Consider the following 18,868-nt stretch of genomic DNA (forward strand, 5'->3'; position numbering starts at 1 on the left):
GCGGCACGGCCCGGAGGATCAGCGCGGGGCGAAGTCGTAGTCGTAGAAGGAACGGGAATGGCCATGGCCGTACTTGCGCGCCTTGCGCAGATCGACCTGATTGAGCACCACGCCGAATACGGGCGCCTGGCTCTGCTGCAACACGGCAATGCTTTTGCGCACCTGGCCGACCGGCGTGCTCTGCGCCTTGACCACGTAGATCACCGCGTCGGAATGCTGCGCCAGCAACAGCGCGTCGCTGACGATTTCCGCTGGCGGCGAATCGATGATGATGTGCCGGTAGCGCGATTTGAGAATCTGCAACAACCGGCCAAGGCGTGGCGAACTGAGCAAATCCTGCGCGGGGGCCACGGCAATGCTCGAACTGCTCGAGGCTTTCAGTCGTGGTGCGTCGAACGGATCCAGCATCGACGGCGCCAGGCAGCCGGCCGGAAGCATGTCGAGATTGCCGACGCTGCGAATGCAGTCTTCCAGCCGCGCGGTGCCGGCCATGAGGTTGGCGAGGCCGGGGCTCTCTGGCGGGAAATCGAAGTTCAGCGACAGCGTCGGCTGCCGCATGTCGGCATCGATCAGCAGCACCCGTTCCAGCGGCGCCAGCGACGAAGCGAGATTGTTGGCGATGGTGCTCTTGCCTTCGCCGGACACCGAGGACGTGACCAGCACCACCTGCGCCGGGCGTTCGTTGTTTTGCAGCATCAGCCAGGTGCGCAGGTTGCGGATGGTTTCGCAGAAGCGCGGGTGATCGTTGTCTTCGAACAGCCGCGCCAATTGTCGACGGCTCTTCTTCATCACCAGCGGCACCACGCTGAGCAGCGGCACATTGAGCAGGCTCTCGACGGTGTCGTCGGTCTTGAAGGTGTTGCTCAGCGTATCGAAGAGGAAGGCGAGGGCGACGCCAACCACCGCAGCGACCAGCGCAACGATCGCGAGAATCAGGTTCTTGCGCGGTTTGCTGGCTTCCAGCGGGGCGATCGCCGGGTCGACGATGCGCGCCTTGGCCGAATCCATGTCCGAGGTGGCGGCGGTTTCCTTGAGACGAGTGACGAAGGTTTCATACAGCGCGCGGGTGCTGTCGACTTCCCGCTGGAATTCGCGCAGCTGGAATTCCTTGCGCGAAATGTCCTGAATCTGCGCCTTGTTGCTGTTGAAGGATTTGCGCAACGCGTCCTCGCTGGCCACCGCCAGTTGATATTGGCGTTCGATGCCGGCGACCACTTGCTGCACCTGCAGGCGCAGGCTGTTGGCCGCCGTGCGTTGTTCGGAACGGGCGGATATCAGTGCCGGGTGCTTGGGCCCGTAGCGGCCCGACAACTCCTCGACTTTGGCCTGGGCCTTGGCCAGGTCGGCCTGGAACTGCTGAATCAGCGGGTTGCTCAGCACCGCCGGCACGCTGGACAAACGGCTGATGTCGCCGTTGCTCAAGGACTGCGCCTGACGGAACTGGCTCTCCGCTTCGGCGCGATCGCGGCGTGCATCGATCATGCGGTTGCCGGTCATTTGCAGTTCGTTGGCACTGATCGTCGCGACACCGTCGACATCGACCAGACCCTGTTCTTCGCGATACCCCTGCAACTTGTTTTCGGCCACGCGCAGGTTGTCGCGCAACTCGACCAGGCGGGTGTTCATCCAGCTGGTGTTGTTTTGCGAAGACTTGAGGCTGGTGTCCTGCTGGCTGTCGATGAAGCCTTGGGCAAGGGCATTGGCCACCGCCGCAGCGAGGGCCGGGTCGGGCAGTTCGACGTCGATTTCCAGCAACTGGCTTTTGCCGACAAACTTGACGCTGGTGTGCAACATCAGGTTCTGCGTGACGTCGTTGAATACCTGTTCTTCCGTCGCTGGCGGCTTCGGTGGCGGCAGCAGATCCAGCCATGGCAGCCATTGGTCGCGGTTGAGATCGGCCAGCCATTGGCGCGGGGTGAACCAGCTCTGCGCCTGCTGGCGCGGATCGGTGATCGGATTCGTAGTCAGGCCGAGTTTGCGCACGGCGCGCTCGGCCAGTTCCCGCGATTGCAGCAGGGCTTGCTGGGTCTGCAGGTAATCGGTGGTGGTGGCGCCTCCGGCTTCAGCGGCTTGCTGAAAACTCATGACGGGCGGCGTCTTGTCCTTGATCAGCAACGTCGCACTGCCGACGTACTGCGGCGTGATGAACGACAGCGCCGCCACGGCCAGCGCGCAACTGAGCAGCACCAGCCAGGCGATGTTCCACTTCGCTGACCAGATCACGCGCCACAGGTGCAGCAGATCAAGGGTGTCCGACTCATCGGCCGCTTGCGTTTGCGAGTGGCTCTGAAGCGGACGTTCGAGGTAGGTGCTTGGGCTGTTGTCCATGATCAGAAAAAGCCTTGTGCAATGGAAATGGTGTCGCCGGGGGCGATGACGGTGGTGCGCGAGATGTTTTCAGTGACCGGCGGGCCGCCGCTGCCGCGCAGGATCGTCACGCGTTTCATTGAGGCGCGTTCGGTCAGGCCGCCACCCAAGGCAATGGCTTTTTCCAGGGTCAGGCCGGGCTGGAAGGGGTAGCTGCCGGGCTTTTGCACTTCGCCATTGATGTAGAACGGGCGGTATTCGATCTGGCTGAGGCTGACTTTCGGATCGACCAGATAGCCTTGCTTGAGGCCGTCGACGATCTTCTGTTCGACCTGATTGGGCGTCAGCCCCTTGGCGACGATTTCGCCGAGAAACGGGTAGGAGAAGGTGCCAGCGTCGTTGAGGCGGATCTTCTTGAAGCTCAGTTCCGGCTCGCCGAACACCGTGATGCGCAATACATCGCCGGCAGCAAGGCGGTAATCGGCGTTGCTGTCCGCCGCCTCGACCGTGGGCACTGTCCAGAGCAGCAACAACAGTAAAATCAGGCGCGAGTGCATGGCCCAACCCTCCTACAGACTGACGTCGAAAGTGATCTGGAAGACGTTGCGGGTGAAGCTTTCGTTGTCGGCATCGGAGTCGTTGTCGCGGTGCCGATAGGCGAGTTCGACGTCCAGCCAGCGGCGCATCTCGTAAATCACGCCGAGTTTGTAATCCTGCAGATCGTCGCTGCGGTCCTGGCCTTCGTAGACGTAATGGCCCATGCCGACTTCGGCAACGCTGGTGATGCGTTCGGTCCAGCCGTGGCGCCAGCCGACCTGGGTGAAGGTGGCTTTCACCGCGTCGGAGCCGTCGTCGCCTTCGGCCATGGCCTGGCGGGCGAGGAAGGTAAACGTCGAGTAGGTGCGCGGTTTCCACGCCAGATCCACTTGCCAGGTCGGGTTGCTCAGATCGTCGGAGCCGCTCTGGTCGAAGTTCTTGCGCTCGTAGCCGACGCGCAATTTGCCGGTGGTTTTTGCGGTCATGTCCCATTCGGCCCCGGCCAGCACCGCATCGGAGCGACTGCTGCGCGGGCTGTTCGATTGCAGGTAGTCGAAGCGCGTGTGGTCGTATTCGAGCAGGCCGCGGGTCTTGCTGCCGAGGCGGTGATACCAGGTGGTGGTAAGGTTGCTGGTGTTGCGTTCCTTGTCATCGTTGATGCCGTCGGCGTTGTCATAGCGCAGTTGGGCGTAGCTGGCGCCGAGGTCGATCTGGTTCAGCGCGCTGCGCGCGCCGAAGGTGTAGACGCCGCCGACGCGCTTGCTTTCGATCTTGTCGTTGATGCCGTCGACGGCGGTCGAGGTGGTGCGCTCGTATTTGCGCGCCTCGGCTTCGAGTTTCAGCCGATGCCGGTCGGTGAACTCCATGATGCTGTCGGCGCGCAGACGCTGGGCGGTGTTCGAAGCGTCCGAGGCGCTGTGATAGATGTAGCGGGTCGGCTCCCAGATCACCCGCGTGGCGCTGTTGCGATCCTCGGCCTTGAGCTCGAAGGCCGGCGCCAGGCGGGTGACCATGGTTGACTCGATGTCATGTTCGACTTCACGAAAGTTGTCGTCGTAGCTTTCCGACAAGGCGAAGGTCGGGGTGAAATCGAAGCCGTAGACATTGATCGCTTGCGGCTCAACGCTCCAGGCAGCTTCGGGTGCGCAGCAGGCGACGACTAAAACCAGGGAACAGCGAGGCTTCAGAGCCATGGATCACGCTCCTGATAGAGGGGGTCGGTGTCAGGGCGAAGCGGATCCGGACTATTGTCGCTGGCGTTCGAGGTAACTCAGCGGAACGCTGACGTGCTGTTGGCGGTTGAGGAAATTGAGCAGGATCATCACGCGCTCATCGCCCTGCATGGACAGGAACACACCCTCGAGCGGGGACAGTGGGCCCTGGACGATCTGCAAAGGTTCGCCAGGCTTGAGCGTCGGCTCGGCGGGAAAACCGATCGACTCCTGGCTGCGTTCACGCAATTGTGCGATCACGTCTTCATCGACCCGGGCCGGCACATGGTTGAATTCGACGATGCGACTGACGCCGCGGGTCGAGCGAATCGGCGCCCAATTATCGTCTCGGCTCAATTGAATGAACACGTAGCCGGGGAACAGCGATTCCAGGGTTCGTTGGCGTTTGCCACGAATACTGCGCTCGCTCATCAGCTGCGGCCGAAAGGTCGAATAGTTCTGTTGCTGCAGATTGAGTTGTGCCCGTTCATCCTGGCGGGGCTTGCACTGCAATAAATACCAGTTAGAACCGTTGCGGCAAACCGTTAGCATGCTGGAGTACTCCATACATAGCGATCGTTTAAGCAAGGCGGCCGATAACGTGGGACGAGCCGTCATGCTTGCTAGTAGGTAGTAGGCTGATCAAGGCAAAGTGCCGAGCCAGATGCATCAATGTTTATTGGCAGAAGAAGTGTTTCAAAAATGAATCAACTTAGGTGGGTTGTTGTTATATCCGTGGCCGTCTTGGCTATAACGATCCGGCGGCTTTTGTTTAGGCAAAGCTACCGCACGGTTCGCAGTTGCGACCTTCAGGATCCAATTACATAAGTAGCCAGAGAGCGGGAAAGTGCGCATCGGCGCGAGCTCATCGGGCAGGGATTAGTTATCGGCCAGTCTTTGCTAGCTGTCAATTAATAACAGTCAAAAAGACTGCCTTTCATCCGCTGATAATGGCCATGTTTCGTAAATCATTGATCTTTATGGTCGAAATCTATTCGTCGGATTTTTTAAACTTTTCCGAGTTATTGAAGTCGTTGCGATTAGATGGCGGCTGTGATAGCAAATTAGTTTCAATCTTACATCTTTCGCTGCGCAAAAAGTGCGGTCATTAAATGCCTTGCGTCGGATGTCGCTGGCTTCAGCAACTTGGCTCGTCTATGAATAGTTGCCGCCAGACTCTTGTGATATGTCCGGCAATGCGCATCCCTTGAAAGTCGAGCTGGTAAATCGGGGTAATCATGAGCGTTCTGGTAACGGGGGCAGCAGGGTTTATCGGTTATCACACGGCCATGCGTTTAAGTCGCGAGGGATTTTCGGTCGTTGGCATCGATAATCTGAATCCTTACTACGACGTCAAACTCAAACAGGCGCGGTTGCACAGATTGCAAACGCTGACCAATTTCACTTTCCAGCGGCTGGACATCGTCGACCCGGCAGCATTGACCGCGCTGTTCGTGGAGGGCCGATTCAAACAGGTCATTCACCTCGCCGCGCAGGCCGGAGTCCGCTACTCCCTCGACAATCCCGACGCCTACGCGCAATCGAATCTGGTCGGCTTTCTCAACGTCCTCGAAGCCTGCCGGCATCATCCGCCGGCCCACTTGATCTACGCCTCCAGCAGCTCGGTCTATGGTGCCAACACCCGGATGCCGTTTCGCGAAGGCGATCAGGTCGATCAGCCGGTTTCGTTGTACGCCGCGACTAAACGCGCCAACGAACTGCTCGCGCACAGCTACTGCCATCTCTACGGATTACAGGCTACCGGCCTGCGTTTCTTTACCGTGTACGGCCCGTGGGGCCGACCGGACATGGCGCTGTTCAAATTCACCGAGGCGATGCTGCAAGGGCGCGCCATCGACATCTACAACCAAGGCGAAATGGCGCGGGATTTCACCTATATCGACGACATCGTCGAAGCGATTTTCCGCTTGCTCGACAAACCTCCCACACTCAGCGGCGAGCGCGGCACCAACCGCTTGTTCAATATCGGCCGGGGTAGTCCGGTGGCGCTGATGAGCTTCGTCGAATGTCTGGAGCAGGCACTGGGCATGAAAGCGCAGCGCCGTTATTTGCCGATGCAGAAGGGCGATGTAGTGAAGACCTGGGCCGACGTGTCGGCGCTGTCACGCTGCATCGACTTCAGCCCGCAGGTGCCGATCGAACAGGGCGTGCAAGCGTTCGTGCAGTGGTATCGGGAGTTCTATCAGGTCTGAGTTCAGTGCAGGGTGACGGCCCTGCGACTTTCCCCGATGCGGATCCGGTCAAGAGCGCGATTCAGCGCATCCAGTGCATCGAGCAGCGCCTTGGCCTCGGCTTCACGCCCGTCGCCCCACAGGCGCTCGGCCATTGTGTTCAAGGCCAGAATCGCACGCTCGATGTCGGCTGCGCTCGCGGTTTTGTCAGGGGCTGGTGGTTTTTTCGGCATTCAGGGTTCCTCGGCGGACGGCAAACCACCATACCGCCAAGGCGCCGAGCAATACAGCCAGAAGTGCCCCCGATCAGCCGCGGATGCTGTCTGATCAGCGATTAGCCCCAATCAACCCCGTCTCGATAAACCGCACCGAACTCTCCAGCGCCTGGTGCCCCTCGGCCAGTATGGCCGCGTAGAAATGCCAGGCGTGAAACATACCAGGCCACACTTCAAGATTGACCCGGACGCGGTTGTCCGCCAGGTGACTGGCCAGACGCATAGCGTCACTGAGCATCAGTTCGTTTTCGCCGATCTGCACAAGAATCGGTGGCAACCCGGTGACGTCGGCGAACACCGGCGAGGCCAGCGGATGGTTGGCCAAGGTGTCGCCGAGAAAGGCTCGCGCGAGGATGTCCAGCACTGGCTTGGAGTTCAGCGGATCAAGGCCTTCACGATTGCTCATGGAGGCTCCGGTGTGTTCGAGGTTGGCCCATGGCGAGATGGACGAACCCACTGCGGGCAAGGGCAAGCCTTTGGATTTTGCCGCGACCATCACGCTGACCACCATCGCGCCACCCGCCGACTCGCCTGCGAAGGCAATCTTGCTGGCGGCGATGTTCTGCTCAAGCAACCACTCGTAGGCGCGCAAAGTGTCATCGATGGGGGCGGGGAATTGATGCTCCGGTGCGAGGCGGTAATCCGGCATGTACACCCGTGCGCCAAGCATTTTTGCGTAGTTGCCGCCAATGCCGTGGTAGCCGTCAGGTCGACCGACGATGTAGGCGCCACCGTGGATGTACATCAGCACCGCGTCGGTCTTGAGCTCATCCGGAGTCACCAGCGTAGCGGGCACGCCGCCCATGTCGACTGTTTCAAACCTCACGCCAGCCGGCGGCTGATTCTGCCCGAGCATTTTTGCGTAGGCATCGCGGATGTCGCTCATCTTTGTGGTGGTATCGGTGCCCTTGAGCACGGGTACCAGATCGCTGAGGCTGTTGGCCCAGGTTTGCACGGCTGCTTTTACTTCAGTGTTCATATGACCTCGATCAGACATTGGTGATGGGTTAACTAATAGAGATGTTATGCTGCTTATTGGGGAATAGGGTTCCCTATAACCGGTGCCAACCCGCCTGAATGCCAAACCCGGAGGCCTCATGGAACTGCATAACCTGAACGACATCGCCGCCTTCGTCGCCTCGGTGGATACCGGAAGTTTTACGGCGGCGGCCAGGCAACTCGGGCTGACTCGCTCGGCCGTCGGTAAATCGATCGTGCGCCTCGAATCGCGTTTGCAGGTCCGCCTGCTCAACCGCACCACCCGCAGCCTGAGTCTGACCGACGATGGTCGGGTGCTGTATGAGCGATGCGTGGGCATCCTGCAGGATCTGGACGAGGTCGAAGAGGCTTTGGCTTTCCGCCGTTCGACGCCCAGCGGCCGCTTGCGCATGAGCCTGCCGGTAGCACTGGGCCGGCTGCACGTTGTGCAGCACATCGAGCGCTGCTTGAGAGACTGGCCGTCGCTCGCCATCGACGCGACGTTTTCCGATCGGCTGGTCGACCTGATCGACGAGGGTTTCGATCTGGCGATTCGCATCGGTCCGCCCAAGGAAGACTCCGGGCTACTCACGCGCACGGTGGCTTACCAGCAAATGATCACCTGTGCCTCGCCCAGATATCTGCATGAGCATCAGGCACCGCAGACACCTGAAGATCTTGCCGGGCATGCGTGCCTGCATTTCGTCAGCGGCGGCGGATTGCTCCCGTGGAATTTTCGCGTCAATGGTCAGCCTGTGCCTGTCATTCATGCCGGACGGCTGCAGATGGACAGCGCCGAAGCCTTGCATCAGGCGACTGCCGCAGGCCTCGGTATCGCGACGTTGCCATCCTATGTGGTCAACGATGACTTGCGCAGTGGCAAGCTCGTGCAGTTGCTCGCAGATTACGCCGAGGCTGCCGAGCCGATCCGGGTGATTTACCCGAGCAAGCGACACCTGTCGCCGAAGATTCGTCTGTTCATCGACAGGCTGGTGGAAGCGTGGTCGCCGGCGCCTTGGGAATGATTGCCGGTCTTTGCAGCCGTTTTGCAAATCCCGATGGTATTGATGACGGCAATGTCCAAACCGCGCGCATTAAAAACGCCCTGAATCATCAGGGCTGAGTTTTGGCTGAGGGGCATAGAGTGACAAGCTAGCGGTCGATCTACTTCGCGCTCGAAGAGCAGGCCAACCGGTATTGCTCGTAGTTCAAACCTTCAACCTTTTCCGGCAGCTTGTATGGCACGGGACAGCTTTTGCCCTGCCACTTGATGGTGATGACACCGTGGTCTTTGGTCACCAGCGCCAGGGCTTTGCCTGTCGGATCGGACAATGCCAATTGTTTGCCTTCGCTATCCAACAGCACGGCGCCGAATGGAATCGCCTGGCCGTTGGCGTCGTACAGCTCGAACTGGACGCGTCTGCCTTTGCTGCCTTCGAATCGCGCGAGAACCACCGAACCACGTCTTGGCACCAGTTGCTGAGTGGCGTTGTCCAGCTCGATCTCGCCGCCCAGGTTGCGGGTGTCCAGCGTTACCCAGTTCACGCGATACGGTTGTGCGTTAGGCAGAACCGCGTAGCCGTTCAGGCCGGTTTTCACGCCTGAATAGCTGCTGACTTCGACGCCCGACATGCCGGGCACTTCCACCAGGCCGAACGTTTCGCCGACGGTCTGGCCCATATTGATGCCGCCTGCATGGGCCACCAGCGATCCGGCTGCACTCAGGTTCTGTGATTCATAGCCATTGCCTCGGCTGTAACCCAAGCTCAGGTCGCCCATCGATGTGCGGGTACTCAGGCTCAGCGAGCCAGAACGATCGCCCTGGACACTGCGCCCGGTCTGCACCGAGTAGTAGGTGTCGCTGTCCTCGGTCAGATAACCGTTGATCCCGGCTTGGGTGCTGGTCCCTGTATTTTGATGGTTGCTGGAAATGTAGGCACGCGGTGCGCGAGGCGTCGAGCCGAGCGGGAAGGAAATCGAAACGCTCAGTTGTGTGTCGTTGTTGGTCTCACCGCGCGCGCCGAATTCCTGGGTTTTGCTCAGGCTGATGTTGTAGTTCAGGTCGCGCCAGTTGTTGTTGTAACCGGCGGAAAAGCTCCGCGAGCCGCCGCGATCCCAATAGCGCTGGTCACTGGCGTTCAAGTACAGCGAGCCGAACTGACGTGCTTCGCCCAAGGTCTGGTTGACCGTAAGATCGGTGCGGGTTTTGGAATTACCCAGGCGTCGGGTTGCGCCGGCGCTGGTGTCCTGCACATGGTCGGTCAGCGTGCGGTAACCCTCGGTCGAATAACGATAGGCGGCGAGGGTGAAGCTGGTATCGGTGCCGGTGAAGGTCTTTGCATAGAGCGCGCGTATGCTGCTGCCCTGGGTGGTTTTGCCAAAGGCCTTGCTGGACGATTGCGTGACGTCCAGGGACATCGCGCCAATCGAGGTATTCTTCGCCGCGCCGACCGAGAGCGCCTTGAAACCATTGCTGGCCTGAAGGCCGGCAATGCCTGTCAGGTTGCTGGTCAAGCCGTAGGCGAACGTGCCGCTGAGGAAGGCTGGCTTGTCATAGCCCTCGCTGTTGTTATTGAATTTGCCGCTCGACAGGCTGTACTTCAACTGTCCCTCACGCACCATCGTCGGCAGGGCGGAGAATGCCTGGCGGGTGACCTTGCGCCGTCCATCCGCTTCAACAATGGTGATCTCCAGATCGCCGTTCGAGCCCGATGGATAGATATCACTGATCTCGAACGGGCCCGGCGGCACGTTGGTGGTGTAGAGAATGTAGTTATCCTGGCGGACCTCGATCGTTGCATTGGTTTCAGCCACGCCACGAATGATCGGCGCATAGCCGCGCTCACTGTCTGCGCGCATGCCCTCATCAGAGGCCACTTTGACGCCTTGATAGCGCACGCTGTCGAACAGATCCGAATCGGAAAAGATTTCCCCCGCACTCAGTTGCCCCTTGATCGCCGTGAGGTCGCGCTGGATGAAGGTGCGGTTGCTGACGAACCGATTGGGCCGGCCGGTGGCGCTGCTCAGGTTGGACTCGTTGCGCAAACGCCAGGCGCCCAGGTTTATGCCATTGCGCAGCCCGAGGTTATTGGATATTTGCGTCGAGTAATCGGTTTTGCTGCGGGTGCTGCTCAACTGATAGTTGATGAAGCCGGCGGCCACACCTTCGTCCCAAAGCTCAGGATCGACATAACCACGCATGCCACGAGCCATCGCCACCTGCGGCACGCTGATATTGAGGCGCAGGCGGTTGGCGTCAAAACTGAGACTGGCTTGCTCGATCATCGCGGGCATGTCGTAGTGATCGGCAGGGTGTTGCTCGTCAACCAGACCTTGCTCACGCAGTTTGCGCATGTCCACACCCAGCTGCTGTAACAGTTCCAGGGTGATGCGCGGTTCGACTTTGCCGTTGACCGGGTTGGCCGCAAAATCAACGTCGCGTCGACCGACCAGCGTGCCGTTGCTGTAAACGTCAACGCGATATTGGCCCGGCAGTACGCTGTTGGCATTCAACAAGGGTTGCAGATCGACCGCTGATGAACCTTCAAGAAACAACGTATTGAAAGCTTCACCCGCTACCGCGGCCGGCGCTTCGGCACCTACGGCAAATCCACAGATGGCCATGTTGATTGCAAAGCACAATGGATGCAGGCAGCCCAACGCCGTTTTGTTTTTCTGACGCGCAACGTGATGCTTAACACAACTTGGAGATGTGTGGTGTTGGGAGGAAAACATGCAATTTGCCTTATCAGTCCGTGTTGCTTCAACCGGAGTCCGGAACTTGTGAATAGCTTGTAAGTTGGCAGGGTAGGGCGGGGAAGTTACTGCGCGGAGGCATCTTTCACGCGCTCGGCATGACTTTCGGTGGCGCTCAGTGGTGCGTCAAATCGTTGTTGTGCGCCGTAATCGTTAATGGCTGAAAAACTCAAGCGCGAAGAACCGGCTGGCAGCTCTTTCAGATTGAACGAACGGACTTCGCCGGGAACGATCATTGTCGAATCAATTACCAGCTCCGCTTTTTTTCCAGCAGCGATTTTCAGATCTGCCAGCGATACGTGGTAATTGCTCTGGTTTTTTACTTGCAGCATCGACTTGCCAGCCTGTGTAACCAACTGCCATGCAAGTTGCTCCGGCGCCTTTGCGGCGTCACCGGCGAGTCCGTCCGGGCGGAAGAAAACCTTGATGCGCTGACGCACCGCCAGTTGCAGCGTATTGACATCGGCAGCACTGGCCTGGGGGATTTCCTGCACGTTCAGCCACACCACTGACTCTTTGTCCGCAGGCATGCCGCGGCCCTCATAAAGTATCCTCAGCAGTTGCTGTTGATTGGGCTCGAGTTTGGCCAGCGGTGGGGTTACCGCGAAAGGTGGCGCGCTGCCAGCGGCGTCGCCGGCATCCAGCCACGATTGCGCCAGAATGGTTTGCCCGCCATTGCGCACGGTGACGTTCGCTTCTTTGTGCGCGCCATCGAAAATGATCCGGGTGGAACTCAAGGAAATGCTGGCGAATGCCGAGTGCGTCATCAACACTCCGGCAAGTCCCAGGCAAAGCGGAAAATAGCGACTTAACATAGTGTTCACCGATTAATTCAGGCTGGGAAGGACAGGGCACAGCGGCCCCGTCCAGGTATTGCGCGCTGCTTATTCGTATTCGAGAACGAACGGCAGAGTGGCGTTACCGGTACCTGCAGTAGCAGCGGTCTTGTCGCCGGTGGTGACGTAAGCAGCTGCGAACGACAGGGTGCCGTCGCCGCCAGTGGTGCCGTCGCCAGTCAGGCTGGTCTGCACTTTGGCGGTGGCTTCGGAGCTCAGATCGATCAACTGGCCATTGCTGTCCAGCAGCGCGATACCTACGCCTTTGGCCGCATCGGTACCTTGCAGCTTGAGAACTTTCTTGCCATCAACCAGGCCCGAACCGCCGTTTACGGTTGGTTTGAACAGCATCGAAACCTTGGTACCGGCGTTGCAGTTCACTTTCAGGTTGAAATCGTTGGCAGCCACACGACCGGCGCCCGGGGCAGAATCGGTGCCCATGTCTTTGATCGAAACGCTGCCCATGTCCACGGCAATCATCTTGTCGCTGCCCGAAGCGCCATCTACCGAGCAAGCGTCGTTATTGATAACGCCGGTGAAGCTGATTTGACCGCTGCCGCCCTTGACAGCTTTGGCGGCTTCTTCCGCAGCTTGTGCGCCGGTAGAGGCAGCCAGTACGGAAAGAGTGAGTAGTGCGAAAGCGAACTTTTTCATGTTTATATCCGAAGTTATTGTGAAAGTGCTGCATTGAAATGCCAGGCCATCTTAGGTCTGTGTTAGTTGTAGGTCTTTGAGATTTGTCTTAAAGCGCGACAAGTGCGAGCAAGTCAGCACTATCCCAAGTGCGCAGCTATATTTGCGGTCAATGGTGTGGCGAACTAAATAAGACAATTCTCAAAGTCGTGCAGTTTGTGTCTGGTTAGTATTTGCGAGTGCAGAAATTCTCAGTCAATGCAAAGTTTGTGAGCGGGCGTCCTGCTTGAAAGATGATTCAGACTTTCCACTATTAATGGCTGATAGAAAGAGGTTCCGGGTTTGTGAACACGCTTCGTTTATTGGTATTGGAAGATCACGCCTTCCAGCGCACGGCGGCGGTCAGTGCGCTTAATAGCCTGGGTTACAAAAATATCTTTCAGGCGGCTGACGGCAAGGATGCGCTGGCCGTGATTTCCCAGGCAGGGGGCGTGGACGTTGCGTTGTGTGACCTGAGCATGGCCGGGATGGATGGTTTGACGTTTTTGCGCCTGGCGAGAGAGGCCGGATTGATTCGCGCAGTGATCATCTGCAGTTCACTGCCTGAAGACCTGTTGCGCACGGTTGACCGGATCGTCACGTTGCAGGGCCTGGAATTGCTCGGCAGTGTCGGCAAGCCGTTGATGGTCGATGTGCTGGCGCCGTTGTTGGCTCGCTACCGGCCGCACACTCAGGTCGATGCCAAAGTGGCGGAAAGTCAGCTCGATCAGCCTTCGGAGAGCGAAGTGCTTGAAGCCATTCGCCGGCAGGAATTTCGCGCGTACTTCCAGCCCAAGTTTCATCTGCGCAGTGGTGAGGTGGATGGCGCCGAAGTGCTGGTGCGCTGGCAGAGCCCCAGTCGCGGATTGCTTTCGCCGGGTATGTTCTTGCCAACGATCGAGCGTTGCGGGCTGCTCGACGAAATGTTTTTCAGCCTGCTTACGCAAGGGCTGAGTCTGCAGCGTTTCGTGCAGTCCCACGGCAAACCGTTCAAGCTGGCATTCAATCTCGACGTCACGCAGATGGCCAACCCGAACCTCGTCGACCGGATCAAGGCGCTGCTGCGCATCCACGGAGCGTCGCCAGCCGGGCTAATATTCGAGCTGACGGAAACCGGTCTGCTGCAGATGCCCGAGATCAGCATGGAAAACATGGTGCGCCTGCGCATGCTGGGTTTCAGCCTGGCGATCGATGATTTCGGTGTCGGCTATTCTTCGCTGGAGCGCCTGTGTCAGATGCCGTTCAACGAAATCAAACTCGACGCCGGTTTCGTGCAGAATTTCCAGCAGGCTCGCTACAGCGCGGTCATCCACGGTGCGCTGGCCCTGGCGCGCGAGCTGGACATGCGGGTGGTGGCAGAAGGCATCGAAACCGCCGATCAGGTTCACCACCTGGCGCGGCTGGGTTGTCAGTGGGGGCAGGGTTTCTTTTATGCTCGACCCATGAACTGGGCCCATCTGGTCGATTGGCGCTTCGAGGGGCAAAAGTCGTCCTGGCGCCGCGCCATAGGCACGTCTGATCGCTGATGCGAGCGGGCAGCCTGACTTTTGGGACAAAGCCCTATTTCGTCGCGCCTGCAAAACACTCATGATGTGCCGAGAAATCAATCAGATGCACCTGAAAGCTTCGGTAATGCCCGGGATTTGCTGCGGTTGCCAAGTGCTGATGGTTCTCCAACCCTCCTCATCATGGAGCTATTCATGCATTGGTCAGTCGTGAATCCGTTACGCGTTGCCATCCTTGATGATCACTCGCTCATACGTCTGGCGATGAAATCGCGGCTGACGCGCGAAGCCGAGTTCAGTGTCGTGGGTGTCTATGGGAGCAGCGCGCAGTTGCTCGCCGGGTTGCGCGAGATCGAAATCGACCTGCTGATACTCGACTACAAGCTGCACGATGGGGAGCTGGACGGGCTTAATCTGATCCGTCTGCTGCGCAAGCAATATCCGGGCATGCGCATTCTCGTCTCATCTTCCGAAGAACGCCCGGCGGTGGTGAACATGGCGATCGGGGCGGGCGTCAGCGGATTCTTCGGCAAGTCGCAGTCGGTCGATGACCTGATCACCGCCATCCGCAGTGCTGCGTCCGGGCAGTTGTACCTGTCGCCGGAAATGGCCTTCGAGCTCGATGTGCTGCCTGCGTCGGTCGATGAACCTGCCGGTGCCAATGACGACGGCGCGGCGCACAGCGACGATTTCCTCAGCAATCCTCTGCTGTCACCGAAAGAGAAAGAAGTCTTGCGCTGCTGCCTGGAGGGAATGGGAGTGACGCAGATCGCTTTGAAGTTCTCGCGCAGTCGCAAAACCATCAGCGGGCAAAAACAGGCCGCTTTCAAAAAGCTTGGCATTCGTGGTGATGCAGAGCTGTTCAAGTTGCAGCACAGCCTGACGGCGGACAACCAGGGATAACTCGCTTATGTTTCATCTGTTGCGCGGTGTTTTGCTAGCCAGTGTGCTTTTCGTGTTCGGTAGCGGGTTGTTGTGGGCAGCAGAGCCGCGCACTCTGCAGGTGTTCGGTCGATCGGACTGCAAGGAGCTGCAGCTCGATCTGGCCAATGAAGACTGGAGTTGGCTGCGGCAGAAGCGCAGTCTGGTGCTGGGCTCGGCGCTTCCGGATTTCCCGCCCTATGTCATGACCGCCAGCGGTACACGTTACGAGGGGATTGCCGCCGACATCGCCTGCATTATCGGCCAGGCCTTGCACGTCGAAGTTACCGTCAAGGCTTATCCCGACCGTCGCGATGCCATGGCGGCGCTCGAGCGTGGCGACATCGACATGTTGGGCAGCTCCAACAGTTTCGAGTTGATCGATGGCCTCGTCACGCTCAGCAAACCTTATGTCGAAGACGTGCCGGCGATGTTCATGCGCGGCGATGATCGGCGACCGATGCCGGCCAATCTGGCCGGTTTGCGTATTGCGGTTGCCGACGATTACCTGCCTTCCAGTCAATTGCACGGGTTGTATCCCAACGCCGAGTTCGTGCTTTTTCCATCGAACGAGCTCGCACTGGCTGCGCTGGCCTTTGGCAAAGTCGATCTGTTCCTGGGCGACACGGTGTCCAGCAATTATCTGATCAACCTCAACTACTTCAACTATGTGCGTCTGCACTCTTTCGTCAAAACCCAAACCAGCGGTTTCAGCTTTGCCTTGCGCCGAGGTAATGATCAACTGCTACGTCTGATCGACTCGGTCATCGAGTCGATGGGTGAGGGGAAGATAGGCGAGATCACCAAGCGCTGGTCCGGCGGCGGCGGGGCGCTGACACCCAAACGTATTGACCTGACACCCGGCGAGGCACGCTGGCTTGAGCTGCACCCGGTGGCGCGTTTCGTGATCAATGACGATCAGGCACCCTTTGCGTTCTTTGATGGCGATGGCAATTTTGGCGGGATTGGCGCTGATCTGTTGGAGCTGATTCAGCGCCGCACCGGTTTGCAGATCGATGTAGAACGCACTGACAGTTTTTCCAGCCTGAGCACGCGTCTGCTTGACGGCAGCGCCGATATCTCGCTGCTGACGCCAACCGTCTCGCGTGAAGTCGGCATGCGTTTCACTCATCCGTTTCTCGCCAGTCCCTTCGTGATCGTCACTACCAAGGATGCAGGCGCGCCTTCAAGCCTGCAGGAACTGCGCGGCAAGCGCGTCGCGGTTCCAGAAAGCTCGGCGGAGCGCGAGCTGCTCAAGGATTATCCCGACATCGAGATCGTCGACAACGAAACAGTGCTGGGCGCGCTGGCTGACGTGAAAGACGGGCGGGCAGACGCGATGATTACCACGTTGCACAGTGCGCGTTATTACATCGCTCACATTTACAGCGACAGTTTGCGCATCTCCAACATCGTCGGCATGAACAAAGGGTTCCTCGCCTTTGCCGCCCGGCGCGCCGATACCGAACTGGTCAGCATTCTGAACAAGGCGCTGCTGAGCATTCCGCCAGACGAGCTGGACGTGATCCTCAACCGTTGGCGTCCCATCGCAGCGTTCTCGGGACTGTCGTGGCGCGACTACAAGGCGTTGATCTACCAGATCAGCGCTGGCGCCTTCCTGATTATCCTGGGATCGCTGGCGTGGAATTTCTATATCCGCCGGCAGATCCGCGAACGCAGTCGTGCAGAGCGTTTGCTTGGCGATCAGCTGAAGTTCATGGGGGCGCTGATCAACGGCACGCCGCATCCCATTTACGTTCGTGATCGGGAAGGTCGACTTGTCACCTGCAATAACAACTATCTGCAAACCTTTGGCCTGATAGAAAAGGATGTGATCGGCAAGACCGTGCTCGAAAGCGGCAAGCGCAATCGCCAGGAGGCGTTGCAATTTCACGACGACTACCTGCGCGTCATCGAGCAGGACGAACCTTACGAGGTGGATCGCACGCTGCATGTCGGTGATACGCGGCTGATCATTTATCACTGGATCCAGCCTTATCACGACACCGCGGGTGAGGTCAGGGGCGTGATCTGCGGCTGGATCGACATCAGCGAACGCCGTGAACTGATCGAGGAATTGCGTGCGGCGAAAGAGCTGGCTGACGAGTCGAGCCGCGCCAAAACCACGTTCCTGGCGACCATGAGCCACGAGATCCGTACGCCAATGAGTGCCGTGATCGGCATGCTCGAACTCACCCTCAAGCGTGCCGAGCAGGGCCACTTCGATCGACCGGCGATTGAAGTGGCCTACGATTCGGCAAAAGGCCTGCTGGAACTGATCGGCGATATTCTCGATGTGGTTCGCATCGAGTCCGGCCATGTCAGCCTTTCGCCGAAACGTGCCAACCTGCGCGAATTGGTCGAATCCGTGGCGCGGGTGTTCGACGGGTTGGCCAGGCAAAAGAGCCTGGTATTGAAGCTCGATATTGATGCCAATGTCGGCTGTGACGTATTGGTTGATCCGATGCGCTTCCAGCAGGTGCTCTCAAACCTCGTGGGTAACGCGATCAAGTTTACCGACACCGGTCATGTCAGCGTCTCGATTCGCGGCCAACGCCTCGCTGACGAGCGTTTGCAGGTCGACCTCAAAGTCGAGGACACCGGCATCGGCATTTCCAGCGCCGATCTGCAGAACCTGTTCCAGCCGTTTTCGCAAGCCAATCACGGCCCCTCGAACAGGGGCGGCACCGGTCTGGGGCTGGCCATCTCACGTTCGTTGTGCGAATTGATGGGCGGGCGGCTGAATATCACCAGTACGTTGGGCAAAGGCACCTGCCTGGAAGTGTCGCTGTTCTTCAACATTCTCAGCCCGCTCGGCGGCAAGGTGCTGCCTGTTTCGGTTATTCAGGACAAACCGGTCCCGACACTCAGGATCCTCGTAGTCGATGACCAGAGCGCCAACCGCTTGCTACTCACGCAGCAGCTGAGTTTCCTTGGCCAGGCGGTGCGTGATGCTGCCGATGGTGCCCAGGCCTTGGCATTGTGGCGCTCGGAGCCGTTCGACATTGTGATCACCGACTGCAACATGCCGGTCATGAACGGCTATGAGCTGGCCCGCACCATTCGCCAGGATGAGCGCGACAGTGGTGGCGCACCGTGCATTGTGCTGGGCTTTACAGCCAACGCGCAGCCGGAAGAAAAAGTGAAATGCCGAGAGGCGGGCATGGATGATTGTCTGTTCAAACCGATCAGCCTCAGCACCTTGTCGACCATGCTTGCCGGCTGGGAAAAAAATCTTGAACCCGAGCCGGTTGAAAGTCCGCCTGCGGCGACTGTCAAGGAGCTGGGTTCGATCCGCGAGCGTCTTGACGAGCTCACCGGCGGCGACCTCGACATGATGAAAGAATTACTGCGCGAGGCACTGTCGAGTTGCGAAAAGGATCTGGAGGAGTTGCATTCGCTGATTCCCGAAAGCGATCCCGGGCTGTTGGCTGACCTGGCGCACAGAATCAAGGGCGCGGCGCGCATTGTGGCCGAACATCAGGTCATCGAGGCGTGTAACGAGCTTGAGGCCGAGTGCGAAGCGCCGGTCATCGATCCATTGGATATCAATCGCAGCGCGCTGAAGCTGGAGCACGCACAGGCTGATCTGATCAAGAAAATCAAACGGGTCGAGCTGTAACCGTATCGAGGCAGGGCCATGCTGACTGGCCTTGCATGGAAGCGGACGTTAAAGAT

General features: G+C 58.9%; 14 protein-coding genes. 5 read left to right on the plus strand and 9 right to left on the minus strand.

Annotated features, from left to right (window positions below; genetic code table 11):
* Positions 1-18 precede the first annotated feature (18 nt).
* Genes QRN33_RS15980 through rfaH form a run of 4 tightly spaced genes read right to left on the minus strand, consistent with a single transcriptional unit; the run spans position 19 to position 4,607 of the window.
* Positions 19-2,328 carry a GumC family protein gene (locus tag QRN33_RS15980; protein ID WP_285409345.1) on the minus strand — a complete coding sequence of 770 codons (2,310 nt, stop codon included), beginning with the start codon at positions 2,326-2,328 and terminating at the stop codon, positions 19-21.
* A 2-nt stretch (positions 2,329-2,330) separates the two neighbouring features.
* Positions 2,331-2,864, minus strand: a complete 534-nt coding sequence (locus QRN33_RS15985) for a polysaccharide biosynthesis/export family protein (RefSeq protein WP_042609790.1) — start codon at positions 2,862-2,864, stop codon at positions 2,331-2,333.
* 12 nt (positions 2,865-2,876) lie between these two features.
* Positions 2,877-4,037: an outer membrane beta-barrel protein gene (locus QRN33_RS15990; protein WP_285409346.1), complete on the minus strand. Its 1,161-nt coding sequence runs from the start codon at positions 4,035-4,037 to the stop codon at positions 2,877-2,879.
* A 51-nt stretch (positions 4,038-4,088) separates the two neighbouring features.
* Positions 4,089-4,607 carry a transcription/translation regulatory transformer protein RfaH gene (rfaH, locus tag QRN33_RS15995; protein ID WP_056785643.1) on the minus strand — a complete coding sequence of 173 codons (519 nt, stop codon included), beginning with the start codon at positions 4,605-4,607 and terminating at the stop codon, positions 4,089-4,091.
* 686 nt (positions 4,608-5,293) lie between these two features.
* Here rfaH and QRN33_RS16000 point away from each other — a divergent pair.
* On the plus strand, positions 5,294-6,268 hold the full coding sequence (locus QRN33_RS16000) for an NAD-dependent epimerase (protein ID WP_285409347.1): 975 nt from the start codon (positions 5,294-5,296) through the stop codon (positions 6,266-6,268).
* A gap of 2 nt (positions 6,269-6,270) precedes the next feature.
* Here QRN33_RS16000 and QRN33_RS16005 read toward each other — a convergent pair whose 3' ends face one another.
* Entirely contained in the window at positions 6,271-6,480 is a 210-nt protein-coding gene (locus tag QRN33_RS16005; protein ID WP_064361723.1) for a hypothetical protein, read from the minus strand.
* 94 nt (positions 6,481-6,574) lie between these two features.
* Positions 6,575-7,501 carry an alpha/beta hydrolase gene (locus tag QRN33_RS16010; RefSeq protein ID WP_285409348.1) on the minus strand — a complete coding sequence of 309 codons (927 nt, stop codon included), beginning with the start codon at positions 7,499-7,501 and terminating at the stop codon, positions 6,575-6,577.
* A 118-nt stretch (positions 7,502-7,619) separates the two neighbouring features.
* Between QRN33_RS16010 and QRN33_RS16015 the strand changes: the two genes are divergently transcribed.
* On the plus strand, positions 7,620-8,525 hold the full coding sequence (locus tag QRN33_RS16015) for a LysR family transcriptional regulator (RefSeq protein ID WP_285409349.1): 906 nt from the start codon (positions 7,620-7,622) through the stop codon (positions 8,523-8,525).
* A 139-nt stretch (positions 8,526-8,664) separates the two neighbouring features.
* Here QRN33_RS16015 and QRN33_RS16020 read toward each other — a convergent pair whose 3' ends face one another.
* From QRN33_RS16020 to QRN33_RS16030, 3 genes are all read right to left on the minus strand, one after another.
* Entirely contained in the window at positions 8,665-11,124 is a 2,460-nt protein-coding gene (locus QRN33_RS16020) for a fimbria/pilus outer membrane usher protein (protein ID WP_285409350.1), read from the minus strand.
* A gap of 197 nt (positions 11,125-11,321) precedes the next feature.
* Positions 11,322-12,071, minus strand: a complete 750-nt coding sequence (locus QRN33_RS16025) for a fimbrial biogenesis chaperone (protein WP_064361721.1) — start codon at positions 12,069-12,071, stop codon at positions 11,322-11,324.
* 69 nt (positions 12,072-12,140) lie between these two features.
* Complete coding sequence (locus QRN33_RS16030; RefSeq protein ID WP_042609796.1) at positions 12,141-12,746, minus strand: fimbrial protein; 606 nt, start codon at positions 12,744-12,746, stop codon at positions 12,141-12,143.
* A 323-nt stretch (positions 12,747-13,069) separates the two neighbouring features.
* Between QRN33_RS16030 and QRN33_RS16035 the strand changes: the two genes are divergently transcribed.
* The 3 genes from QRN33_RS16035 to QRN33_RS16045 all read left to right on the plus strand — a co-directional run bounded on the left by QRN33_RS16035 (position 13,070) and on the right by QRN33_RS16045 (position 18,812).
* Positions 13,070-14,290, plus strand: coding sequence for an EAL domain-containing response regulator (locus QRN33_RS16035; RefSeq protein ID WP_042609797.1), 1,221 nt, complete (start codon positions 13,070-13,072; stop codon positions 14,288-14,290).
* 174 nt (positions 14,291-14,464) lie between these two features.
* A complete protein-coding gene (locus QRN33_RS16040) occupies positions 14,465-15,172 on the plus strand; it encodes a response regulator transcription factor (protein WP_042609798.1) in 708 nt (235 codons plus the stop codon).
* 7 nt (positions 15,173-15,179) lie between these two features.
* Positions 15,180-18,812 carry a transporter substrate-binding domain-containing protein gene (locus QRN33_RS16045; RefSeq protein WP_064361720.1) on the plus strand — a complete coding sequence of 1,211 codons (3,633 nt, stop codon included), beginning with the start codon at positions 15,180-15,182 and terminating at the stop codon, positions 18,810-18,812.
* The last annotated feature ends 56 nt before the right edge of the window (positions 18,813-18,868 follow it).

This window comes from Pseudomonas sp. FR229a (assembly GCF_030209115.1).
Classification (GTDB): Bacteria; Pseudomonadota; Gammaproteobacteria; order Pseudomonadales; family Pseudomonadaceae; genus Aquipseudomonas; species Aquipseudomonas moraviensis_A.